The 19,960-nt window shown below is 41.7% G+C and carries 18 protein-coding genes; 15 read left to right on the top strand and 3 right to left on the bottom strand.

Features of this window, described 5'->3' with window-relative positions; translation table 11 throughout:
* The first annotated feature begins 13 nt into the window (after window positions 1–13).
* From fabZ to tilS, 6 genes are all read left to right on the top strand, one after another.
* Window positions 14–466: a 3-hydroxyacyl-ACP dehydratase FabZ gene (gene fabZ / locus KSO91_RS00180; RefSeq protein WP_238740122.1), complete on the top strand. Its 453-nt coding sequence runs from the start codon at window positions 14–16 to the stop codon at window positions 464–466.
* A complete protein-coding gene (lpxA, locus tag KSO91_RS00185; protein WP_238740124.1) occupies window positions 466–1,254 on the top strand; it encodes an acyl-ACP--UDP-N-acetylglucosamine O-acyltransferase in 789 nt (262 codons plus the stop codon). The genes fabZ and lpxA overlap by 1 nt, the downstream gene beginning before the upstream one ends.
* A gap of 76 nt (window positions 1,255–1,330) precedes the next feature.
* Window positions 1,331–2,473, top strand: coding sequence for a lipid-A-disaccharide synthase (gene lpxB / locus KSO91_RS00190; protein WP_238740126.1), 1,143 nt, complete (start codon window positions 1,331–1,333; stop codon window positions 2,471–2,473).
* A 14-nt stretch (window positions 2,474–2,487) separates the two neighbouring features.
* Complete coding sequence (gene rnhB, locus KSO91_RS00195; RefSeq protein ID WP_238740128.1) at window positions 2,488–3,102, top strand: ribonuclease HII; 615 nt, start codon at window positions 2,488–2,490, stop codon at window positions 3,100–3,102.
* Between the two features lie 70 nt (window positions 3,103–3,172).
* A complete protein-coding gene (gene dnaE, locus KSO91_RS00200; protein WP_238740351.1) occupies window positions 3,173–6,682 on the top strand; it encodes a DNA polymerase III subunit alpha in 3,510 nt (1,169 codons plus the stop codon).
* A gap of 63 nt (window positions 6,683–6,745) precedes the next feature.
* Window positions 6,746–8,110 carry a tRNA lysidine(34) synthetase TilS gene (gene tilS, locus KSO91_RS00205; RefSeq protein WP_238740130.1) on the top strand — a complete coding sequence of 455 codons (1,365 nt, stop codon included), beginning with the start codon at window positions 6,746–6,748 and terminating at the stop codon, window positions 8,108–8,110.
* A 55-nt stretch (window positions 8,111–8,165) separates the two neighbouring features.
* Here the strand turns inward: tilS and KSO91_RS00210 are convergent, their stop codons facing one another.
* Window positions 8,166–8,771, bottom strand: a complete 606-nt coding sequence (locus KSO91_RS00210) for an arylesterase (RefSeq protein ID WP_238740131.1) — start codon at window positions 8,769–8,771, stop codon at window positions 8,166–8,168.
* Between KSO91_RS00210 and KSO91_RS00215 the strand changes: the two genes are divergently transcribed.
* Window positions 8,770–9,444, top strand: a complete 675-nt coding sequence (locus KSO91_RS00215) for an ABC transporter ATP-binding protein (RefSeq protein ID WP_238740133.1) — start codon at window positions 8,770–8,772, stop codon at window positions 9,442–9,444. The genes KSO91_RS00210 and KSO91_RS00215 overlap by 2 nt on opposite strands.
* Window positions 9,444–11,873 (top strand): ABC transporter permease, encoded by a 2,430-nt coding sequence (locus tag KSO91_RS00220; protein WP_238740135.1) that lies wholly within the window; start codon window positions 9,444–9,446, stop codon window positions 11,871–11,873. The genes KSO91_RS00215 and KSO91_RS00220 overlap by 1 nt, the downstream gene beginning before the upstream one ends.
* Before the next feature lie 96 nt (window positions 11,874–11,969).
* Here KSO91_RS00220 and KSO91_RS00225 read toward each other — a convergent pair whose 3' ends face one another.
* Window positions 11,970–12,914: a GGDEF domain-containing protein gene (locus KSO91_RS00225; RefSeq protein ID WP_238740137.1), complete on the bottom strand. Its 945-nt coding sequence runs from the start codon at window positions 12,912–12,914 to the stop codon at window positions 11,970–11,972.
* Between the two features lie 432 nt (window positions 12,915–13,346).
* Complete coding sequence (locus tag KSO91_RS00230; RefSeq protein WP_238740139.1) at window positions 13,347–13,523, bottom strand: NnrS family protein; 177 nt, start codon at window positions 13,521–13,523, stop codon at window positions 13,347–13,349.
* A 60-nt stretch (window positions 13,524–13,583) separates the two neighbouring features.
* Here KSO91_RS00230 and frsA point away from each other — a divergent pair, with 60 nt between their 5' ends.
* From frsA to KSO91_RS00265, 7 genes are all read left to right on the top strand, one after another.
* On the top strand, window positions 13,584–14,843 hold the full coding sequence (gene frsA / locus KSO91_RS00235; protein WP_238740141.1) for an esterase FrsA: 1,260 nt from the start codon (window positions 13,584–13,586) through the stop codon (window positions 14,841–14,843).
* A gap of 48 nt (window positions 14,844–14,891) precedes the next feature.
* The gene (gene crl, locus KSO91_RS00240; RefSeq protein ID WP_238740143.1) at window positions 14,892–15,287 is read left to right on the top strand and encodes a sigma factor-binding protein Crl; all 396 of its coding nucleotides are present in this window, start codon (window positions 14,892–14,894) and stop codon (window positions 15,285–15,287) included.
* A gap of 230 nt (window positions 15,288–15,517) precedes the next feature.
* A complete protein-coding gene (gene proB, locus KSO91_RS00245) occupies window positions 15,518–16,627 on the top strand; it encodes a glutamate 5-kinase (RefSeq protein WP_238740145.1) in 1,110 nt (369 codons plus the stop codon).
* Between the two features lie 62 nt (window positions 16,628–16,689).
* Window positions 16,690–17,937 (top strand): glutamate-5-semialdehyde dehydrogenase, encoded by a 1,248-nt coding sequence (locus tag KSO91_RS00250; protein ID WP_238740147.1) that lies wholly within the window; start codon window positions 16,690–16,692, stop codon window positions 17,935–17,937.
* Between the two features lie 271 nt (window positions 17,938–18,208).
* Complete coding sequence (locus tag KSO91_RS17570; protein WP_275113853.1) at window positions 18,209–18,661, top strand: prepilin-type N-terminal cleavage/methylation domain-containing protein; 453 nt, start codon at window positions 18,209–18,211, stop codon at window positions 18,659–18,661.
* 242 nt (window positions 18,662–18,903) lie between these two features.
* Window positions 18,904–19,338, top strand: a complete 435-nt coding sequence (locus KSO91_RS17575; RefSeq protein ID WP_275113854.1) for a prepilin-type N-terminal cleavage/methylation domain-containing protein — start codon at window positions 18,904–18,906, stop codon at window positions 19,336–19,338.
* Window positions 19,339–19,427: 89 nt separating this feature from the next.
* The gene (locus KSO91_RS00265) at window positions 19,428–19,958 is read left to right on the top strand and encodes a type II secretion system protein (protein WP_238740149.1); all 531 of its coding nucleotides are present in this window, start codon (window positions 19,428–19,430) and stop codon (window positions 19,956–19,958) included.
* Window positions 19,959–19,960: the final 2 nt, after the last annotated feature.

Here is a 19,960-nt window from a genome sequence, read left to right on the forward strand (position 1 = left end):
AAAGGAACAGATCGTGAGTAACGAATTAAATTCATTAGATATTAAAGAGATCATGGATCTCTTACCACATCGCTACCCATTTTTATTAGTCGATCGTGTATTAGATTATGTTCCAGGTAAAACCTTGCATGCAGTTAAGAATATTTCCTTTAATGAGCCGCAATTTCAAGGTCATTTTCCGGGCACACCGGTTTTTCCTGGTGTGATGATTATTGAAGCATTGGCACAAGCTACTGGTATTTTGGCGTTCGCAACCTACGGAAAGCCCGCCGAAAATGAACTTTATTTTTTGGCCTCTATCGATAAAGTCCGTTTTCGTAAACCGGTAGTACCGGGTGACGTGTTGCACCTTGAAGTTATCTATTTAAAAGAGCGTCGCGGCATGGGTAAATTTGAGTGTGTGGCGAAAATAGACGGGGAAATAGCTTGTCAGGCGATGATTATGTGCGCAAGAAGAGAGATTTAATGACGAATTCAACAGCTCGGATTCACCCAACCGCAATAGTGCATGAAAATGCGCTGATAGGTGAAAATGTAGAAATTGGTCCCTATACCGTCATCGGCGATCGAGTAGAAATTGGTGATAACTGTTGGATCGCACCACATGTTGTTATCAAAGGCCCCACTAAAATGGGTAAAGGTAATAAGATTTATCAATTCTCCTCAATTGGTGAAGATTGCCAAGATCTTAAATATAATGGTGAAGAAACTTTTTTGGTCATTGGTGACAATAACGTTTTTCGTGAGAGCTGTACGATCCATCGTGGCACCGCACAGGATCAGGGAACAACACGCATCGGTAATAATAACTTACTGATGGCCTATGTGCATGTTGCACATGATTGTATTCTTGGTGACCATATTATCTTGTCAAATAATGCCACCTTAGCTGGACATACCAAGCTGGCCAATCACGTCATTATTGGCGGTCTTTCTGCGCTACACCAGTTCACCCGAGTTGGTGAGTATGCAATGGTGGGCGGTTGCTCGGCGGTCAATAAAGATATTCCACCTTATTTCTTGGCAACAGGCAATTATGCGCAGGCACAAGGCATTAATTCTGTGGGTTTAAAACGTCACGGATTCAGTAGTGCGGCGATTATGGAAATTAAACGAGCTTATAAAGTAATTTGCCGTCAGGGTAATACACTTGAAGAAGCTAAACAGGAGATTGCAGAAAAAATTGCAGACGCTCCTGAATTACAAATACTATATGATTTTATCTGTGCAGATAACCGCGGCATTGTCCGGTAGAGGTAGTTTGCGCATAGTCAATTAATTTTATTTAAAAAAGGCTCATTAGAGCCTTTTTTTTTAAGGCAAATTAGAGATGAATAAACCATTAAGAATTGGCCTGATTGCTGGTGAAGCATCCGGCGATATTTTGGGTGAAGGGTTGATTAAAGCTTTAAAGCTGCATTATCCAGATGCCATCTTTGAAGGCATAGCTGGGCCTAAGATGATAGCGCAAGGCTGCCATGCGTTGTACCCGCTTGAAGCTTTGTCGGTGATGGGGTTTGCCGAAGTAATCGGCAAGTTACGCAGTATATTACGTATTCGGCGCGCTATTGTTAAGCATTTTATTGCGACTCCCCCGGATATTTTTATAGGTATTGATGCGCCGGATTTTAATATCACTGTTGAACTTAAATTAAAACAGCATAATATAAAAACGATCCATTATGTCAGTCCTTCAGTCTGGGCCTGGAAGCAGTGGCGCATTCATAAAATAGCTCGTGCGACCGACCTAGTGCTAGCGTTTCTGCCATTTGAAAAAGCGTTTTATGATAAATTTAATGTACCTTGCCAGTTTGTTGGTCATACACTGGCGGATCAATTGCCATTAGTGCCTGAAAAGTCAGTTGCGCGTCAGAAATTAGGGCTGCCGTTGGGGGATAAACTGTTAGCCGTATTACCCGGCAGCCGTAAAGCGGAAGTTGAGATGCTGGGACCGATCTTTTTGCAAGCCGCCGCTATTATCAGTGAGCAATATCCCACCCTAAAATTTATTGTCCCGATGGTCAATAAGGCGCGTAAAAAACAGTTTTTAGCCCAGCAACAACAGTATGCGCCGAATCTGCCTTTGCTCGTTTTTGATGGCGAAGCAAGCGCTGTTTTACAGTCTGCCGATACTGTGCTTTTGGCATCTGGTACCGCTGCGCTTGAAGCTATGTTGGCAAAAGCACCGATGGTGGTGGCCTATAAAGTGAAGCCAATTACTTACATTATTGCTAAATCACTGTCCAATATAAAATACACTTCATTACCTAATTTAATTGCTAATAAAGAGGTCGTTAAAGAACTTAACCAGAATGATTGCACGGTCGACAATATAGTGACAGAGTTAAAACGGTTATTAGGCGAAGATAATAACGAAATTATTAAGACCTTTACCGAGTTGCATCAGCTGATAAAATGCGATGCCGATAGCAAAGCCGCCCAAGCTGTTGTTGATTTATTAGAATCCCGTTAAATGAGAAAGAGATAATGAGTAAGTTAAAAAGTGATTTTGCAGATATAATTTATCCCGATTTTGATTTAATCGCGGGTGTAGATGAAGTTGGGCGTGGTCCTTTGGTGGGGGATGTGGTCACTGCCGCGGTAATTTTAGATGCAAATAATCCCATCGAAGGGCTAACCGATTCAAAAAAACTCAGTGAAAAAAAACGCGAGTTTCTATTTGAGCAGATTCATGAAAAAGCGCTTTGTGTTGCGGTGGGACGCGCTTCGCCAGAAGAAATTGATAAGCTTAATATATTGCATGCCACTATGCTGGCAATGCAGCGCGCAGTTGATAAGCTTGCCATTGTTCCGGAATTTGTTTTTATCGATGGCAACCGCTGTCCTACACTCGTTATGCCATGTGAAGCCGTTGTTAAAGGCGACTTACGTGTTGCTGAAATCAGCGCCGCCTCAATTATTGCTAAAGTGACGCGTGATCGCGAGATGCTTGTATTGGATAAAAAATATCCCCATTATGGGTTTGCCCAACACAAGGGCTATCCGACAAAAGCACATTTTGATGCATTACAAAAGTATGGCGCTATCCCGGAGCATCGTAAAAGTTTTAAACCCGTTAAGAAAGTATTGGGGATGTTATAAAAATTCGCCAAAAAAGATGAACAAAAAAGTAAGATAGTCAGTAATTATTAATTGAGATCCTATGCCTGAAATGCAACAGATTAAAACAGCGTCAACCCCCAAGTTTATCCATCTACGGGTGCATACTGATTATTCCATGGTGGATGGTTTAACTAAGATAAAGGGGTTAATTGCTAAAACTGCAGCAATGCAAATGCCCGCATTGGCCATCACGGATCAAACTAATTTTTGCGGTCTGGTTAAGTTTTATGGTGCCGCCCATGGCGCTGGCATAAAACCGATTGTTGGTGCTGATTTTTGGATGCAGAGTGAACGTGTGGAAGGTGAGCAGTACCGCTTAACTGCACTGGCAATGGATAATGATGGTTATAAAAATGTAACCGAATTAATTTCTAAAGCTTATTTACGTGGCCATATTAGTGGTCGTGCGATTATCGATCAGGCGTGGTTAATCGAACATAATAAAGGCGTATTATTACTTTCGGGCGCAAAAGAAGGGGATTTGGGTAACGCCTTATTAAAAGGCCATCATCAGCTCGCGGAAGATATCACCGCTTTCTACCAATTGCATTTCCCTCAGCGTTACTATCTGGAATTGATCCGTACCAATCGACCGGATGAAGAAAACTACCTACATTTTGCGCTCAGCTGGGCGCAAAAATATCAGTTACCTGTTGTGGCCACCAACCAGGTTGTTTTTGCCGATAAAACTATGTTCGATGCTCACGAAATCCGAGTTTGCATTAATCAAGGATTTACCTTAGGTGATGATCGTCGTGCTAAAGAGTACAGTCCAGAGCAGTATCTTCGTAGTGAGCAGGAGATGTGCGAACTCTTTTCAGATATCCCTGAAGCACTGGAAAACAGTGTTGAAATAGCTAAACGCTGTAATGTCACACTGCGTTTAGGCGAATATTTTTTACCGGACTTTCCTACCGGTGATATGTCGATTAATGATTTTTTCTGCACGGCTTCGCGTGAAGGGTTAGAGGCGCGCTTAGAATTTCTGTTTGATAAAAACTCTCCCGATTTTACTGCTATCCGTCAACCCTATGACGAGCGCTTGCAGATAGAATTAGATGTCATTAATAGCATGGGATTTCCTGGGTATTTCTTGATCGTGATGGAATTTATCCAGTGGAGCAAAGATAACAATATTCCGGTTGGACCCGGCCGTGGCTCAGGTGCGGGATCATTAGTCGCTTATGCGTTAAAAATAACCGACCTGGATCCGCTTGAATTGGAACTACTGTTCGAACGTTTTTTGAATCCTGAGCGTGTCTCAATGCCCGATTTTGATATCGATTTCTGCATGGATAGACGTGATGAAGTAATCGATCACGTTGCCCAGTTATATGGACGCGAAGCGGTTTCACAGATCATCACTTTTGGGACCATGGCTGCCAAAGCGGTTATTCGCGATGTTGGCCGTGTATTAGGGCATCCCTACGGTTTTGTTGACGGTATTTCCAAATTGGTACCACCAACGCCAGGCATGACTCTCGCAAAAGCGTTTGAAGAGGAACCTAGGCTTCACGACCGTTATAATGGCAGTGAAGAGGTACGCGCATTAATTGATATGTGCCGCACGCTAGAAGGTACTATTCGTAATGCGGGTAAACATGCTGGTGGTGTGGTTATCTCGCCGACCACTATTACTGACTTTGCACCGCTTTATTGTGATGAAACAGGCAACAATCCGGTGACTCAGTTTGATAAAAATGATGTTGAATATGCTGGGTTGGTTAAATTTGACTTCTTAGGACTGCGCACACTGACTATTATTCAGTGGGCGCTGGATATGGCCAATGCACATAAGAAAATACGCAACGAAGAGCCTATTTTTATTGAAAGAATCGATCTTACCGAGCCGGCCTGTTTTGAATTATTAAAACGCTATGAAACGACGGCTGTATTCCAGTTAGAGTCGCGTGGTATGAAGGATCTGATCCGCCGATTACAGCCCGATTCTTTTGAAGATATGATCGCGTTGGTGGCCTTATTTCGACCCGGTCCATTGCAATCCGGCATGGTCGATAACTTTATCGAGCGTAAACATGGCCGTGAAGCGGTTTCCTACCCTGATGAAAAATGGCAGCATGATTCGTTAAAAGAGATTTTAGCGCCCACTTACGGCATTATTTTGTATCAAGAACAGGTTATGCAGATAGCGCAAGTCTTGTCTGGTTATACCCTAGGCGGCGCCGACATGCTACGCCGTGCAATGGGTAAGAAAAAACCAGAAGAGATGGCTAAACAACGTGCTGCCTTTGAAGAAGGTGCTGTTGGCAACGGCATTGATGGCGAACTGGCGATGAAGATTTTTGATCTGGTGGAGAAGTTTGCCGGTTACGGATTTAATAAGTCGCATTCCGCTGCCTATGCATTAGTTTCTTATCAGACGTTGTGGATGAAAACTTTTTATCCTTCTTATTTTATGGCTGCGGTGATGTCCGCGGATATGGATAATACTGAGAAAATTGTTGTCTTAGTGGCTGAATGTCAAAGCATGGGATTGGTGCTTGGTCCGCCGGATGTAAATGAGGGACTGTTTAAATTTAATGTGGATATGGATCTGCGCATTGTTTACGGTATTGGCGCTGTAAAAGGTGTTGGCGAAGGTCCTGTTGATGCAATAATCGAAGCTCGAACGGCGGGGGGCAAGTTTAAAGATCTGTTTGATTTTTGTAACAGGATCGATCTTAAACGTTGTAATAAGCGCATTTTGGAAAAACTTATTTTATCCGGTGCCTTAGATAAATTAGGGCCGCATCGTGCGGCGCTCATGGAAACCTTACCGGTCGCACTGCAGTCGGCTGTGCAGTACAAAAAAGCGGAAGCGTTTGGGCAATCTGATCTATTTGGAGTATTAACCACTGACAGTGAAGAGATTGCTGATAAATTTGCTTGTGTACTGCCATGGCCAGAAAAGAAATGGCTTGCAGGTGAAAAAGAAACCCTTGGTTTATATCTAACGGGCCATCCTATTAATCAATATGAGCCTCATCTTAAAGCTTTCTATTGCACTAAATTGGCTGATCTTGTGGCCAATCGTCGTGGTCAAAATAGCCGTGTTGCCGGTCTGATCTTAAGTATGCGTGTAATGGTGACCAAAGCGGGCAAACGTATGGGCATTATCACTCTTGATGACAAAAGCTCACGCATGGAGATTACCGTTTTTGCAGATCTACTGGATCAGTATGAAACGTTATTAGTCGCTGACAGTGTAATCGTGTTACAGGGACAGGTCAGTGAAGATTACTTTAATGGCGGTCTAAAAATGAATGCCCGCGAAGTGATGAGCATTGATCAGGCGCGCGAACGCTTTGCTTCTAAATTACGTCTTACAATCAGTTACGAGCAGGTCGGTGAGGATTTTCAAACTTTATTAAATGACGCCTTGCAGCCGGCGATGGGCGGCTTATGCCCCGTTTTTATTGAATATAAAAATAAATACGCACAAACTGAATTGTCATTAGGGCGGGCTTGGTCTGTTACTCCCTGTGACGATTTGCTGTTTGCATTGTCTGCTTTACTCGGCAAAGAGAATGTGACATTGCACTTTGAACATGTCAGTTAGCTTTGATCATGTTAGTTATTTCTGTAGCAGCTGAGACGTTAGTCTCGTAAGGTTTGTTGTTTTATGCAAAAGCAGGATTTATTAGACTCATTTGGCAAACAGCTGGAGTTACTATCGGTGCCTCCAGCGGCTAATTTTCATATCGCCTTAAGTGGCGGTTTAGATTCTGTTGTGTTGCTGCACCTTTTTGCCCGATTACGAGAAAGGGGGGCGAATTTAACCTTGAATGCGCATCATATTCATCATGGTTTAAGTGAAAATGGCGATTGCTGGATGGATTTTTGTGCCGCCTTATGTGTGACACTGAAGATTGATTTTACCTGCTCAAAGGTACACTTAAATAGACAAACTCGTACTAGTTTAGAAGCGCTTGCGAGAGAGAAACGTTATCATTGTTTAACACAAAGCTTGTCTGAAAATAGCTATTTAGTGACGGCTCATCATCAAGATGATCAATTGGAAACGCTCTTATTGGCGCTCAAACGGGGGGCGGGTAATACTGGGCTGCAGGGAATCCATCATCAGCAGAAACTAAAATTGGGCTATCTTATCCGTCCTTTATTAAATTTTTCACGGGCACAGTTAGCGGATTATGCGACTTGCTTTGAGCTGCATTGGATTGAAGATGAAAGTAACCATGATCAACTTTTTGATCGTAATTTTATTCGTCATTCGATCACCCCCCTACTTAAAAATCGTTGGCCTGGGATAGCTAAATCGGTGGCTCGCACTGCGACTATTTGCCAAGAGCAGCAACAGATATTAGATGAAATCGCCGCACAAGATTTCTCTGCCAGCGTATTTTATTTTTTAAATCAACAAGCTTTAAAATTTGAGCAACTAAAACAATTAAGCACTGGGCGTCGCAATAATTTGTTACGTTTTTGGTTTAAAGATAATTGCTTGGATTATCCCTCTGCTGCGCAATTACACGTCATTTGGACGGATGTGGTTTTAGCAACAGATGATGCACTACCGGTTATGCAGTTTAAAGGTTATTCTATTCGTCGCTACCGTAAACATCTTTATCTGTTAAAAGATTTGGATATCGCAGTAAACAGAGGAGAGTCAGTTACTTGGCAAGGAGAGCAACAAATAAGCTTAGCGGATGGGCGGGTAAAATTATTGTTCATTCAAGATGCGGACAATCATAACCGTAGTGATATTTTTAAATACCAAGAAAATGCCAAAATTGAGATCTGCTTTCGCCAGCATTTGCCGGCCCAATTAACTTGCCAGCCGATCGGCCGTAACGGCTCGCGCAGTCTTAAAAAATTGTTACATGAATATCATGTGCCACCGTGGTTACGTGATTTGATCCCCTTTATTGTTATTGATGGCGAATTACGAGCCGCTATTGGTTTATGGCAATGCCAAACGTCACGAAGTGAAATCGGTGTGCATAACCTAAGCATCGTATTTGCTTAATGTTAAGCCTTCATTTTCATCTATTTACTGATTCCTTATTTAACCTCTGTAGAGGTTAGTCGAGATACGGGGATAACGTCTTTGCCATAAACTGTGCAATCCAGGGTTGCGCTTGCACTGTTGGATGCAGTCCATCATTCATTATCCATTGAGGTTTCTGCAGCATCAGAGGTTCGAGAAAGAAAGGCACTAAAGGGACGCCATATTGCTCACTTAATTTAGGATAAAGTGATCTAAAGGCTTGCGTATAACGTTTACCATAGTTAGGTGGGATTTGGATCTGCATTAAAATAACCTGACTATTTTGTGCTTTACTTAAGGTTATTATCTGCGCAATATTAGCACTGACAGTTTGTATTGAAAAACCACGTAAACCGTCATTTGCGCCTAATTCAATTAATACGGTGGTGGGTTTATATTGTGCAAGCAAGGCGGGCAATTTTGCTAAGCCATTGCCCGTTGTATCGCCGGAAGTGCTGGCGTTAATCACCGTGATGGGTTTGCCTTTGTGATTAAGCTGCCCATCGAGCAACGTCGGCCAACTCTGCGCAATGGGCATATTATAACCGGCACTTAAACTGTCACCGAGAATAAGCAGCGTAGCACCGTTTGTTGGTGCACAAACGAGCAGTATAAAAAAGAAGGAAAAAAATATTCTCATGTCATTATCCATTATTAAAACAGTATCTGTCTGTAAATCAGTCAGTTCGAATGAGGCTCAGCTGTCTATTCTAAACGATATTTCATTTGAAATCTTTGCGCGTGAGCGTGTCGCTATTATTGGCACATCAGGGGCAGGTAAATCAACCCTAATGGGATTATTAGCGGGGCTAGATAGCCCAAGCTCGGGTGAAATAGAACTACTTGGGCAGCCTCTATCGCAATTAGATGACGAGCAGCGTGCAAAAATACGCAGCGAGTCGATCGGTTTTGTGTTTCAAAATTTTTTATTAATACCTTCATTAACGGCATTAGAAAATGTCACCTTACCCGCTATTTTACGGGGGGAGGGCGAAGATATCGTCAAAGCGCAGCAATTACTTCATTCCGTCGGTTTGTCTGGGCGCGAAACACATTTACCCGCGCAGTTATCCGGAGGTGAGCAGCAGCGTGTTGCACTGGCGCGCGCGTTTATGACGCAACCCAAAATTTTATTTGCTGATGAGCCAACGGGCAATCTAGATGAGAAAACGGCACAAAATATCATTGAACTGTTATTTGAAATGAATCGTGAATATGGCACAACCTTAGTCTTAATCACCCATGATAGCAATCTTGCTGAACGATGCGATCGCATACTCACTATTCACGCAGGCGAACTGCAGGAGCTGTAATGCAAACTAGCAATGTCTCATCAGGCAATAAAATGCTGCTACGCTGGAGTCTGCGCGAGATCTGGCAAGGTCAACTTTGGCCTGTGATGGCTGCGCTTACTTTAATCGTCGCCTGTGTTGTGGCGCTATCGGCATTGGCGATTCGCGTAGATGCAGTGCTCACTTCGCAGGGGCGTGCGATGATCGCCGCCGATTTAGTTTTTAACTCTGCCACAGCAACACCATCATTGCTCTCTGATGCGCAAAATTTAGGCTTGACCAGCTCTTCACAAACGCGTTTTCAAACCATGGCATTTAGTGATAATAATATGCAGTTAGTCACTGTTAAATCGGTTGAAAGTAGTTATCCGCTGCGCGGCGAATTGATTTTAATGGGCGAGACTGAAAAGGTTAGCCATTCGGTACAAGCCAGTGAATTATGGATTGATGAGCAACTCTTGTCGTTATTAGCGGTGAATATAGGTGATAAGTTAGCTATTGGTGATGCAGAATTAACTATATCAGGTAAAATTATAGCGCAGCCGGAGGTGACTTTTAACCCCTTTAGAACCATGCCCAGTGTCCTTATCCATGAATCTGATCTGCCTAAAACGGGGGCTATTCAGGTAGGTAGCCGGGTACAGTACCGGACCTTTTTTAAAGGCGAAAAAAGTGCTTTAACGCAGTTACAGCAAAACTATCAATTGCAGGCTTCACAACGTTGGATAAGTGAGGATAATAATGGCCGCAGCGCTGATTTAATTAGCAAGTCCAAACAGTATTTATCACTCACTATTGTGATGGTGATTCTGATGGCATCGGTGACCTTAATATTGACCTGCCAGCATTATGCCCGCAGTCGGATCGATACGGTGGCGATGCTTAAAAGTATGGGGGCGAGTAAAGGCTGGTTGCGCCGATGGTTATTGGTGCAAGTGGGATTGATGTTTACTGCCGGTTTGTTGCTAGGCTCCTTAGTAGGGATCTTATTAGAGTTACTTTTGCGTCTGCCTTTGCAACATATTTTACCTGAGCAATTACCCGGTTACGGTTACCTACCTTTTGTCTTTGCAACGTTAGTCGCGTTGTTGATTGGATTACCTGCGTTGGGCATACCGCTAATTCGTTTATTAGATACCTCGGCGATTGTCGTGTTGCAGGCACAACAGCCGACGCCTTCTAAAAAAGGCTGGTGGCTGAATATTCTACCGATTGCTGCATTTATATTTTTTTATGGCAATAATTCCTTGGTGTGGATGGTATTAAGTGGGCTTATCGTACTATTTTTTGTCTTAGCCAATAGCAGTTATGCTTTGTTATTTTTGCTTAGCCGTTATAAATGGGGGGCTGCAATGAGCCTTGCTTTAAGTCGTATTAAGCGCTCCCAAAAGATAACTATAATGCAGTTAGCTGCGCTCTCTGGATCGCTGCTGTTGGTGACTCTGATCTGGTTGCTGCGTAGCGATCTCTTGGGTGATTGGCAGCAGACATTGCCCGCGGAAACAGCGAACGTCTTTGCACTTAATATTGCCCCAGCACAGCAGCAAGCCTATCTACAGGAATTGGATAAAAACAATATAACGCGCTCTCCCGCTTATGCAATCATTCGCGGGCGATTAACAGCCATTAATGGTGGAAAAATCAAAGATACAGTCGCACCAGAGAAGCAAGATATAAATGTGCTACATCGCGAAATTAATTTTACTTGGGCTAAGCAGTTACCTGACTATAATGAGGTTTTAGAGGGAGCATGGACAGATAAAGGCGGGGTCTCCGTCGAACAAAGCGTGGCAAAGGATCTGCAGATTGGTATCGGAGATAGTCTCGATTTCACGGTCAACAACCAAACTGTTGTTGCTACGGTTAACTCTATTCGAGCAGTAAACTGGCAGAGTATGAAGCCTAATTTCTATTTTATTTTCACGCCAGATGTTATTGCACAGCTACCCGCTACTTGGTTGGTCAGTTTTCGTATTGATGACTCGCAAACCCCCTTATTGAATGAGCTTGGTCGTAATTATCCAACGGTGAGTTTGCTAGATTTTCGGATTATAGGGGAGAAAATTCAGCAGCTTCTGGCGCAGGTAGTCTGGTCTTTAAGTGTATTGGCCGGGCTTGGTGTCGTCAGTGGTATCTTATTGATCTTCACTTTATTGCGTTTGAGTTTAACGCAGCGACAGCGAGAAATTACACTTTATCGCACCTTGGGTGCAAGTAGAAGGCGGATCAGCCAAACATTGTGGTGCGAATATGGCGTGATGGCTGTTGTTGCTGGATTTGTGGCGGCGATAGGGGCAGAGTCGATTGAATTCAGCTTGATGAAGTGGGGCCTTAAATTAACGCCGAGTGTGCATATTGAGATGTGGTTTATTGTCCCTTTGTTGGCACTATTGCTTGTTTTTGCCAGTTTAATGAGTGCAATTAAGCAATTACTGCAACCATTGCAGTAGCGAGTTAAGCGGCGTTATCCTTTGCTGTCTATTTATTCGACATCAGATTACACGCCGCACGGCCCCCTATTTCAATCTGTACTTAGGTCTCACCTCTTATTTATTCGACTTTTTATTAACAACTTTATTCAGATAGAGGCTTTGATCGGCGATGGAAAATAGCTCGTTAGCGCTTAACCCTATCTGCCAGTGACCAAAACCAACACTGCTTGAAAAATTTAACTTACTTAAGAAACTATTATTCTTAATTTCATGATGCATGCGTGCAATCACTTTATTAACTGAATTTTGGTCTCCTGGCTGCAATATAATTGCAAATTCATCACCCCCTAAACGAAATACCATATCAGAGGTACGCACGCTTTTAATCAGAATACCCGCAAAGTGTTGTAATACTTGATCGCCCTTTAGATGCCCAAAAGTATCATTGATCATTTTAAAGTCGTTAATATCTAATATTAATAATGATAACGCTTGATCGCTGCGACTGCTTTGCAGTATCGCTCTTGCCAAACTTTCATCATAGTAAGCACGGTTACCAATATTAGTTAGATGATCTTTAAATACCATCGCGTTTAATTCTGAAAATTTTAGTGCGTGTCTTAAACTGGGTAACAGTAATTGGTGTAATTCGTTGAGTAATTTATTTTCTTGCGAAGTAATGGGGTTGCTACTTTGATATGTGATAGCTCCGATTCTTGCGCTTGTTGATGTCATTGACAAATTAAAACTGTCACTGCAATGGAATTTAGCGTCATTTTGAAGACTAAAAAAACCATGGGCGGATTGAAAACGTATATTAAAGGGGCGGATAAACTTTGCCACTAAAGCGGCAAAATCAGTCATCATCTCTTTTAGATCGAGTGAAGTTTGTAATTGCTCGAGGCAAAGTATTTTGTTTTCAGGAGTTAATGTAGGATCATTTGAAAATACCGTAAACAGGCTATTGTTCATAGGATAATTTGCGATCCCTGCTTGTATTGTTGTTTCGATAGTAACCCCCTTAGTTGATATTTGACTTCCTTTTCTTAAAATAAGCACATTTCATGCCAAATGTTAACTTTATAACGTAGTGTGGTGGATTTCATCATAGTGATGGGCCAGTGGCCTGGCTATGCTTTAGGTGTCTGCTTTGCTGTGCAAATAAGTCGCTTTTATATAAAGGGGAAGGGGGATGTTTAGACAATAAAAATGAATGACTTATGGTCTGTACTTTCCTCTCTAAAGTGGTTTTTTTGACAATAAAAAGCGGATTTAACAAAAGGTGTCAATATAGCGGCAAATAAGAATAGCACTAAGCGAATCACTTTACGATAAAAGGGTGGCGAGATCTTTTTCAATAAAGAAGAATGTTTGCTGTTATAGCAATCGGCATAACTATCTGATCAATCTTAGTGGTTAAAATGGATGAATACTTTGTTGCTTTCAATGCCAATAATAATCGCGCCAGCAAAACCAAATAGCATCTTATGGCTATGCCAAAGTGTGGCGGGTAATAGTGAGGGGAGTATTATTTTTGCAGAAATTAACAACCCACAATAACATGGATAAAAGTGAAAAAGTGGTGCCAGCTAAAAAAAATGGACGAAAAGCAAAACGAAATAATGACAATAATTGCTGTTCTGTTGCATTGTCGGTAATCTGTAACATTATTGGTTCCTAATTATATTGCGCTTAAAATACGCGCTGATTTTATAAGACGAGTAACTTATGTCAGAAAATTTATCTAAAACACTTTTTACCCCTAAATTTAATGTACAAGAAACTTCAACAATTATCCCTAATTCATCAACAAAAAAAAACCATGTTTTAGATGATGTTATTATGGATGGTGAAAAGCATAATGGCTGGTATCGTTTATTAAAATTTATGCTTTGGTCATGGCAAGGGCTAGATCTTATCGACTGTTACGACGTTCTTTCTCATATTTCAGCTTCCACGAATAAACGCAGTGATGAAGGAACTCTCGACAGTGTTATCGGTTTTCGTTCAGGTAATTGGAGTTATGAATGGACACAGCTGGGAATGCGATATCAAAAAAAAGGTAATAACTTTGCCAAATTGGGAGAACGAAAAGAGGCCCAAAAAGCCTATTATTGTGCTTCTCAGTTTTACAGTGTTGCCAGCTACCCCAACTTGAAAGGGGATGAATTGAGCCTTCAGGCGCAGGCGTTAGCATTTCATAGTTATCGTGAATCATTTAAATACAATGACAGTTGCCTATTAAAGGAAATAAAAGTTCCCTTTAAAGGTAAAGAAGTGAGCTGTTTTTTACATCTCCCTGATAGCGAAACAATCCATCCGGTGGTTATTGTGAGTGGTGGGCTGGACACGCTGCAATGTGAACTCCTGCCTCTTTTTGAAAAAGATCTTGCGCCAGCAGGTATTGCGATGTTGACCGTTGATCTGCCGGGTACTGGTTATTCCAATCATATCAAATTAGAGCAGGACTCCTCGAACCTGCATCAGGCCATTATTCACCATTTAATGGAAGTGCCTTGGGTTGACCATGACCGGATTGCACTAATGGGGATGCGCTTTGGTGGTAATATTGCGGCACGATTGGCTTTTTTAGAGCCCAAATATGTTAAATCTGTCGTTTGTGTCGGGGCGGCGGTCGGTAGTCTCTTTGATAAGGAGGAAAACTTTAAACGTTTACCGCCCATGTTATTAGATTGCCTTGCTTCAAGGATGCAGGTTAAGAGCTCTAGCGTGGATATTTTATATCACTATTGCGTACCCTTTTCCCTCATAAAACAAGGGTTACTTGCGCGTAAACGTATTAATACACCGCTCCTGAGTATCGGCCATAAGGACGATATTATGTGTACCGAACAGGATTTACGACTTATTGCCGGTGCAAGTTGCGATGGAGAGTCTCATATTATTGATAAACCTCCCATTTTTGAATCATATATGAAATCTTTAAGCTATTCTGCGCAGTGGTTAACAAGACATCTGGCTGAGTGAGTGGTAAGTTAATATTTATGTACATCCTTGTATTGGAAATATATTTTTATGACTTTTTTAACAAAGAAAACACCTACTCATGGTAGATTAATTAAATTGTTTACTGACTTAGGTCCTTATTTTCGCAAATTAAAATCAACAGAGAGCGTGTTCTTTTTTGACTGCTTAGAGGTGTGTGTGGATCCGGAGATCGTGCCTGAACAAAGAGAGTTTTATGGTTGGTGGCTGGTTGTGAGCAAAGAGGAAAATGCATTTTATTACCAACGATTTGATGGCCTTTATAATTTAGCCGGAACTTGGGTTGCTGAATCGCTTTGTAAAAAAGATATTGTGCAAATTGATAATTCATTTGCTCTTTTTATACAACGACTGCAGGCTCTCATTGAGATTGAAACAGGTATCAAGCTGGAGCCTCAGAAACAAGCTGAGTTAACAGAGGTATAGCAATTTATCTAGTCGGGGAGTTGTTATCCGTAACGTGTGAACTGCAAATGAATAATGATATACTAAAACAGTAGCGATAAACTCGTTGCTGTTTTTTATTTTAGAGCGTTCGATATTTTGCAGTTCCTATGCGCTGCATGGGAATTTATATTTTTAATAGCAATTTCACTCATTAAATGAATAGATAATGAGTAGATTTGCTATAACTCCTAATTCAAAATGAAATAAGCATGAAAACGAATATAAAGACAATTGTTGTTAAGCTAGGAACCAGCGTGCTAACCAATGGCACAGCAAAATTAGATCGTGCCCACATGGTTGAAATCGTGCGTCAATGCGCGCAGTTGCAAAAGCTGGGGCATCAAATTATCGTAGTGACATCAGGCGCCATAGCGGCAGGCAGAGAGCATTTAAATATGCCTGACATTGAACCGACTATTGCCAACAAACAAATGCTGGCGGCTGTGGGTCAAGGTCAATTGGTACGTGAGTGGGAAAGCCTCTTTAGAATTTACGGTTTGCATGTTGGACAGATGTTGTTAACGCGAGCTGATTTAGATGATCATGCGCGCTACCTAAATGCACGCGATACCATCAAAACGTTGCTGAAACATCACATTATCCCCTTGGTAAATGAAAATGATGCAGTCGCAACGAATGAAATAAAAGTAGGCGATAATGATAATCTTTCTGCGTTAGTGGCATTACTTGCTGGTGCGGATCAGTTATTACTGCTAACCGACCAAGCGGGGCTGTTTTCAGCCGATCCTCGTCATTATCCAGATGCCCGGTTATTGTCTGAAATCGACGTCATTACTGATGAGATTCATGCACTTGCTGGCGGCAGTGTGAGTGGACTGGGAACCGGCGGAATGACGACTAAAATTGAATCCGCCACGGTTGCGCATCGAGGAGGGGTCGAAGTCGTCATTGCTTCGGGGTATAGGCCGAATGTGATTATTGATGCCGCCAACAATAAATCGGTTGGCACTCGTTTTGCCTCGTCTAAATGTCCTTTAGAGGCGCGTAAAAATTGGATTTTTGCAGGATCGCGTATTGCCGGCTCTATTATTGTTGATGCCGGTGCAGAGCGAGCAATTATTGATTGTGGCAGTAGCTTATTAGCAAAAGGGATAACGGGCACAACCGCTAATTTCTTACGTGGTGATGTGGTTGCTATTACCAATCAAAGGGGTAAAGAGCTTGCGCGGGGTATTGCAAGATACCAACGTACTGAAATCGAGAAAATCAAAGGGTTACATTCTGATAAAATAGAAGGCTGTTTAGGCTTTGAGCATGGTCGCGTGGTGATCCATCGTGATGATTTAGTGTTGTTATAAATAACACTCGCATTGATAGATAACATGAACATTGCCGACAGGTAATCAAATAAGGAAAAAAAATGAATTTACAAATGATAGGAAAACTCGCAAAAGAAGCAAGTTATGAACTTGCCATCGCCGATAGCAAACAAAAAAATGCCGCGTTAGAAGCGATTGCAGTGGCGTTGCAAGCTAATGAAAGTGAGATTGTTAAAGCTAATAAGCTAGATATTCAAGCGGGAATTGATGCGGGATTAACGGAGGCATTATTAGATCGCTTATTGCTTGATGAAACGCGTTTAGCAGGCATTATCAGCGATTTACGTAATGTCGCTACATTAGCCGATCCCGTGGGGGAAGAGTTTGATAGCAAGTTGCTTGAAAATGGTCTTAAGCTCAGCAAACGCCGTGTGCCGGTTGGCGTGATTGGTGTTATTTACGAAGCGCGTCCCAATGTCACGATCGATATTGCTGCACTTTGTTTGAAAACAGGTAATGCCAGTATTTTACGCGGTGGTAAAGAAACCATTAATTCAAATCTGGTATTAGTGAAAGTGATTCAATCTGCACTGGAAAAAGCGGGCTTACCGAAAACGGCGGTACAATATATTGAAAATACTGACCGCGCATTAGTCGGCGAGTTATTAAAAATGGATCAGTATGTGGATATGATTATCCCGAGAGGTAATGCGGGTCTACAGCAGTTCTGTAAAGAAAACAGCAATATTCCGGTGATTATTGGCGGTATCGGTATCTGTCATCTGTTTATTGAACAAAGTGCCGATATAGAAAAGTCATTAGCTATTATCGAAAATTCCAAAGTGCAGCGTCCAAGTGTCTGTAATACGCTTGATACACTGCTGGTCGATAAAAGAATTGCCGCTGATTTTTTACCTAAATTAGCCGCGCACTTAACACCATCGGGGGTTACTTTAGTGGCGGAAAGTAAAGCTAAAGCAATTTTAGGAGAAAAAGCAACACTGGCACAGGAAGGCGATTTTTCTCGTGAATGGTTATCGTTGCATTTAGGTGTCAAAGTGGTTGACGATGTAAATGAAGCCATGGCGCACATTCGCGCCCATAGCTCTGGTCACTCTGACGGTATTTTGACTAACGATTTTACTCTTGCTAATAAATTTGTGAATGGCGTTAACTCCGCTGCTGTTTATGTGAATACAAGCACGCGTTTTACTGATGGTAGCCAATTCGGTTTAGGTGCTGAAGTCGCTGTTTCTACGCAAAAATTACACGCTAGAGGCCCAATGGGTTTACAGGAGCTAACAACTTATAAGTGGATCGGTGTTAGTGAATACTTGGTTAGAATTTAGCCTTAATAAAATATTGCCAAGTCAGTTAGGTTGTTAATATTCAGTTCGTTAGGCTGTTAATTGCCGGCTTGCTTGGTAGTGGCATAACAATTGCTTTATTTATTGAGCCAGCTTTAAAGTCATAACGTGATATGAGGTAAACTTTTATTACACAGAGCGCTTTATTTTAGGTTAAACTTCTCTTATCAAATACAAAGAAGTTTAATATTTTAAATTATCGATGGTCGAACATAAATGTCAGATCATATTCTCAACAAAGGAAAGTTATATTATGCAAAAACAGTCGGGCTTTACGTTAATTGAGTTAGTTATTGTCATTATTATTTTGGGTATTTTGGCAGCAACCGCGGTGCCTAAATTTATCGACCTACAGGGTGATGCACGTGCATCAGCGATAAAAGGTGTTAAAGCAGCGATGGAAGGGGCTGCTACTTTATCTTATTCGCGTGCAGCAATTGAAGGGGTTGAAAAAGCATCTACCGCCGCAGCCACTACGACTAATGTTCAACTTGTAAATGGTTACCCAGCAGCAACTGCAGACGGAATTATAGATGCCATTGAGTTAAGTGCAGATGATTGGACTGCAACTCCAGGAACTAACATCGTAACTATTACTAGTGTTGTTGCATCAGGAGCGACACAAACATCAACTTGTACTGTTACTTACAATGATGCAGTTGCTGGAGAGCGCCCTGTTATTACTGTTAATGATGACGATTGTTAATTTTTAACTTATTTGCATCATGAATTTTAAATCCCACTTTATTGTGGGATTTTTTTACCTTGTTTATCTCGTTCCCACGCTCTGTGTGGTAATGCATATAACAATTATCTCGTTCCTACGCTCTGCGTGGTAATGCATATATCTCGTTCCCACGCTCTGCGTGGTAATGCATATACGCATGTAAATAAATTCAGTCAGTCAGTCAATACAGTTGGCAGTGATTTCTCGCTACAGGAACCCACATGAAAAAAAAATCGGGTTTTACATTAATTGAATTAGTGATTGTTATTATCATATTAGGGATTTTATCTGCAATAGCAGTACCTAAATTTATCGACTTGCAAAACGATGCACGTCAAAGCGCAATGAGTGGGTTAAAAGCATCCTTAGAAACAGCATCAAGGTTCACTTATAGCAAGGCTGTTATTGAAGCTAAAGAGACGCTAGCGAATAAAGTACTATTATCAGGCATAAAAGTGCGATACGGGTATCCGCAGGGATTACAAAATAATTTAAAGCGAGTTATTAATATAAATAATAAAGATGACTGGGAACTTAATGGTAGTAACGGCGTTATAACCTTTCTACTTAAAGGTGATGACAGTGGTTGCCAGCTTGTATATACGCAAGCGGCCAAAGGCGAGCGGCCAGATATTCGCATTTCGGGCTGCCCATAATAGTTATTCTTTGGTTGCTAATCAACTTTGTCTGGTTATTTTGTTAGCGCTAAAATCAACGTCCAACTACGTTAAGGCTGAACAATAATATGCGCCAATTAAAATATCGGCATGGAAAATCTCGCGTCTCTTTACCGGAACTGCTCCTCGTTGTGACTTTAATCGGTATCTTAAGTGCGTTTGTGCTGCATAAATATATTGAGATGCGGCATGCTGCCCATATTTTGGTATTAAAAGGCACTAAACTGTCTCTAGAGGGGGCTACGAACTTGGTTTATGCTAAAGCACTGATAATGGGCGTTGATAATCAAGTGTCGGGCACTATATCGATTAATTTAGACAATCCATTTAGTGTAGAAAAGAGGAATAGCAAGCCTTTTACAGTTAGCACACGTTATGGTTATCCACAGGGAGCTTGGGAAGATATAATGCAAATTACTGAATTGGATCCAGCACAGTGGTTTTATTTTAATCGCCCCGCTTCATCGGCAAGCCTTGCTATGCTTTACCTTTGGAGCAAAGAGGGACCTGGATCTATTGCAAACTGTAATATTTCATACCAAGGTGCTCAGAAAGAGGGTGATAATCCGACAATCATTATTAATGAAACAGGTTGTTAAAA

The organism is Psychromonas antarctica, from assembly GCF_022267535.1.
Lineage (GTDB): Bacteria > Pseudomonadota > Gammaproteobacteria > Enterobacterales > Psychromonadaceae > Psychromonas > Psychromonas antarctica.

Excerpts from the sequence above, each read along its gene's own strand:
- lpxA (WP_238740124.1), top strand. The coding sequence starts at position 466 with ATGACGAATTCAACAGCTCGGATTCACCCAACCGCAATAGTGCATGAA.
- lpxB (WP_238740126.1), top strand. The coding sequence starts at position 1,331 with ATGAATAAACCATTAAGAATTGGCCTGATTGCTGGTGAAGCATCCGGC.
- rnhB (WP_238740128.1), top strand. The coding sequence starts at position 2,488 with ATGAGTAAGTTAAAAAGTGATTTTGCAGATATAATTTATCCCGATTTT.
- dnaE (WP_238740351.1), top strand. The coding sequence starts at position 3,173 with ATGCAACAGATTAAAACAGCGTCAACCCCCAAGTTTATCCATCTACGG.
- tilS (WP_238740130.1), top strand. The coding sequence starts at position 6,746 with ATGCAAAAGCAGGATTTATTAGACTCATTTGGCAAACAGCTGGAGTTA.
- KSO91_RS00215 (WP_238740133.1), top strand. The coding sequence starts at position 8,770 with ATGTCATTATCCATTATTAAAACAGTATCTGTCTGTAAATCAGTCAGT.
- KSO91_RS00210 (WP_238740131.1), bottom strand. The coding sequence starts at position 8,771 with ATGAGAATATTTTTTTCCTTCTTTTTTATACTGCTCGTTTGTGCACCA.
- KSO91_RS00220 (WP_238740135.1), top strand. The coding sequence starts at position 9,444 with ATGCAAACTAGCAATGTCTCATCAGGCAATAAAATGCTGCTACGCTGG.
- KSO91_RS00230 (WP_238740139.1), bottom strand. The coding sequence starts at position 13,523 with ATGTTACAGATTACCGACAATGCAACAGAACAGCAATTATTGTCATTA.
- frsA (WP_238740141.1), top strand. The coding sequence starts at position 13,584 with ATGTCAGAAAATTTATCTAAAACACTTTTTACCCCTAAATTTAATGTA.
- crl (WP_238740143.1), top strand. The coding sequence starts at position 14,892 with ATGACTTTTTTAACAAAGAAAACACCTACTCATGGTAGATTAATTAAA.
- proB (WP_238740145.1), top strand. The coding sequence starts at position 15,518 with ATGAAAACGAATATAAAGACAATTGTTGTTAAGCTAGGAACCAGCGTG.
- KSO91_RS00250 (WP_238740147.1), top strand. The coding sequence starts at position 16,690 with ATGAATTTACAAATGATAGGAAAACTCGCAAAAGAAGCAAGTTATGAA.
- KSO91_RS17570 (WP_275113853.1), top strand. The coding sequence starts at position 18,209 with ATGCAAAAACAGTCGGGCTTTACGTTAATTGAGTTAGTTATTGTCATT.
- KSO91_RS17575 (WP_275113854.1), top strand. The coding sequence starts at position 18,904 with ATGAAAAAAAAATCGGGTTTTACATTAATTGAATTAGTGATTGTTATT.
- KSO91_RS00265 (WP_238740149.1), top strand. The coding sequence starts at position 19,428 with ATGCGCCAATTAAAATATCGGCATGGAAAATCTCGCGTCTCTTTACCG.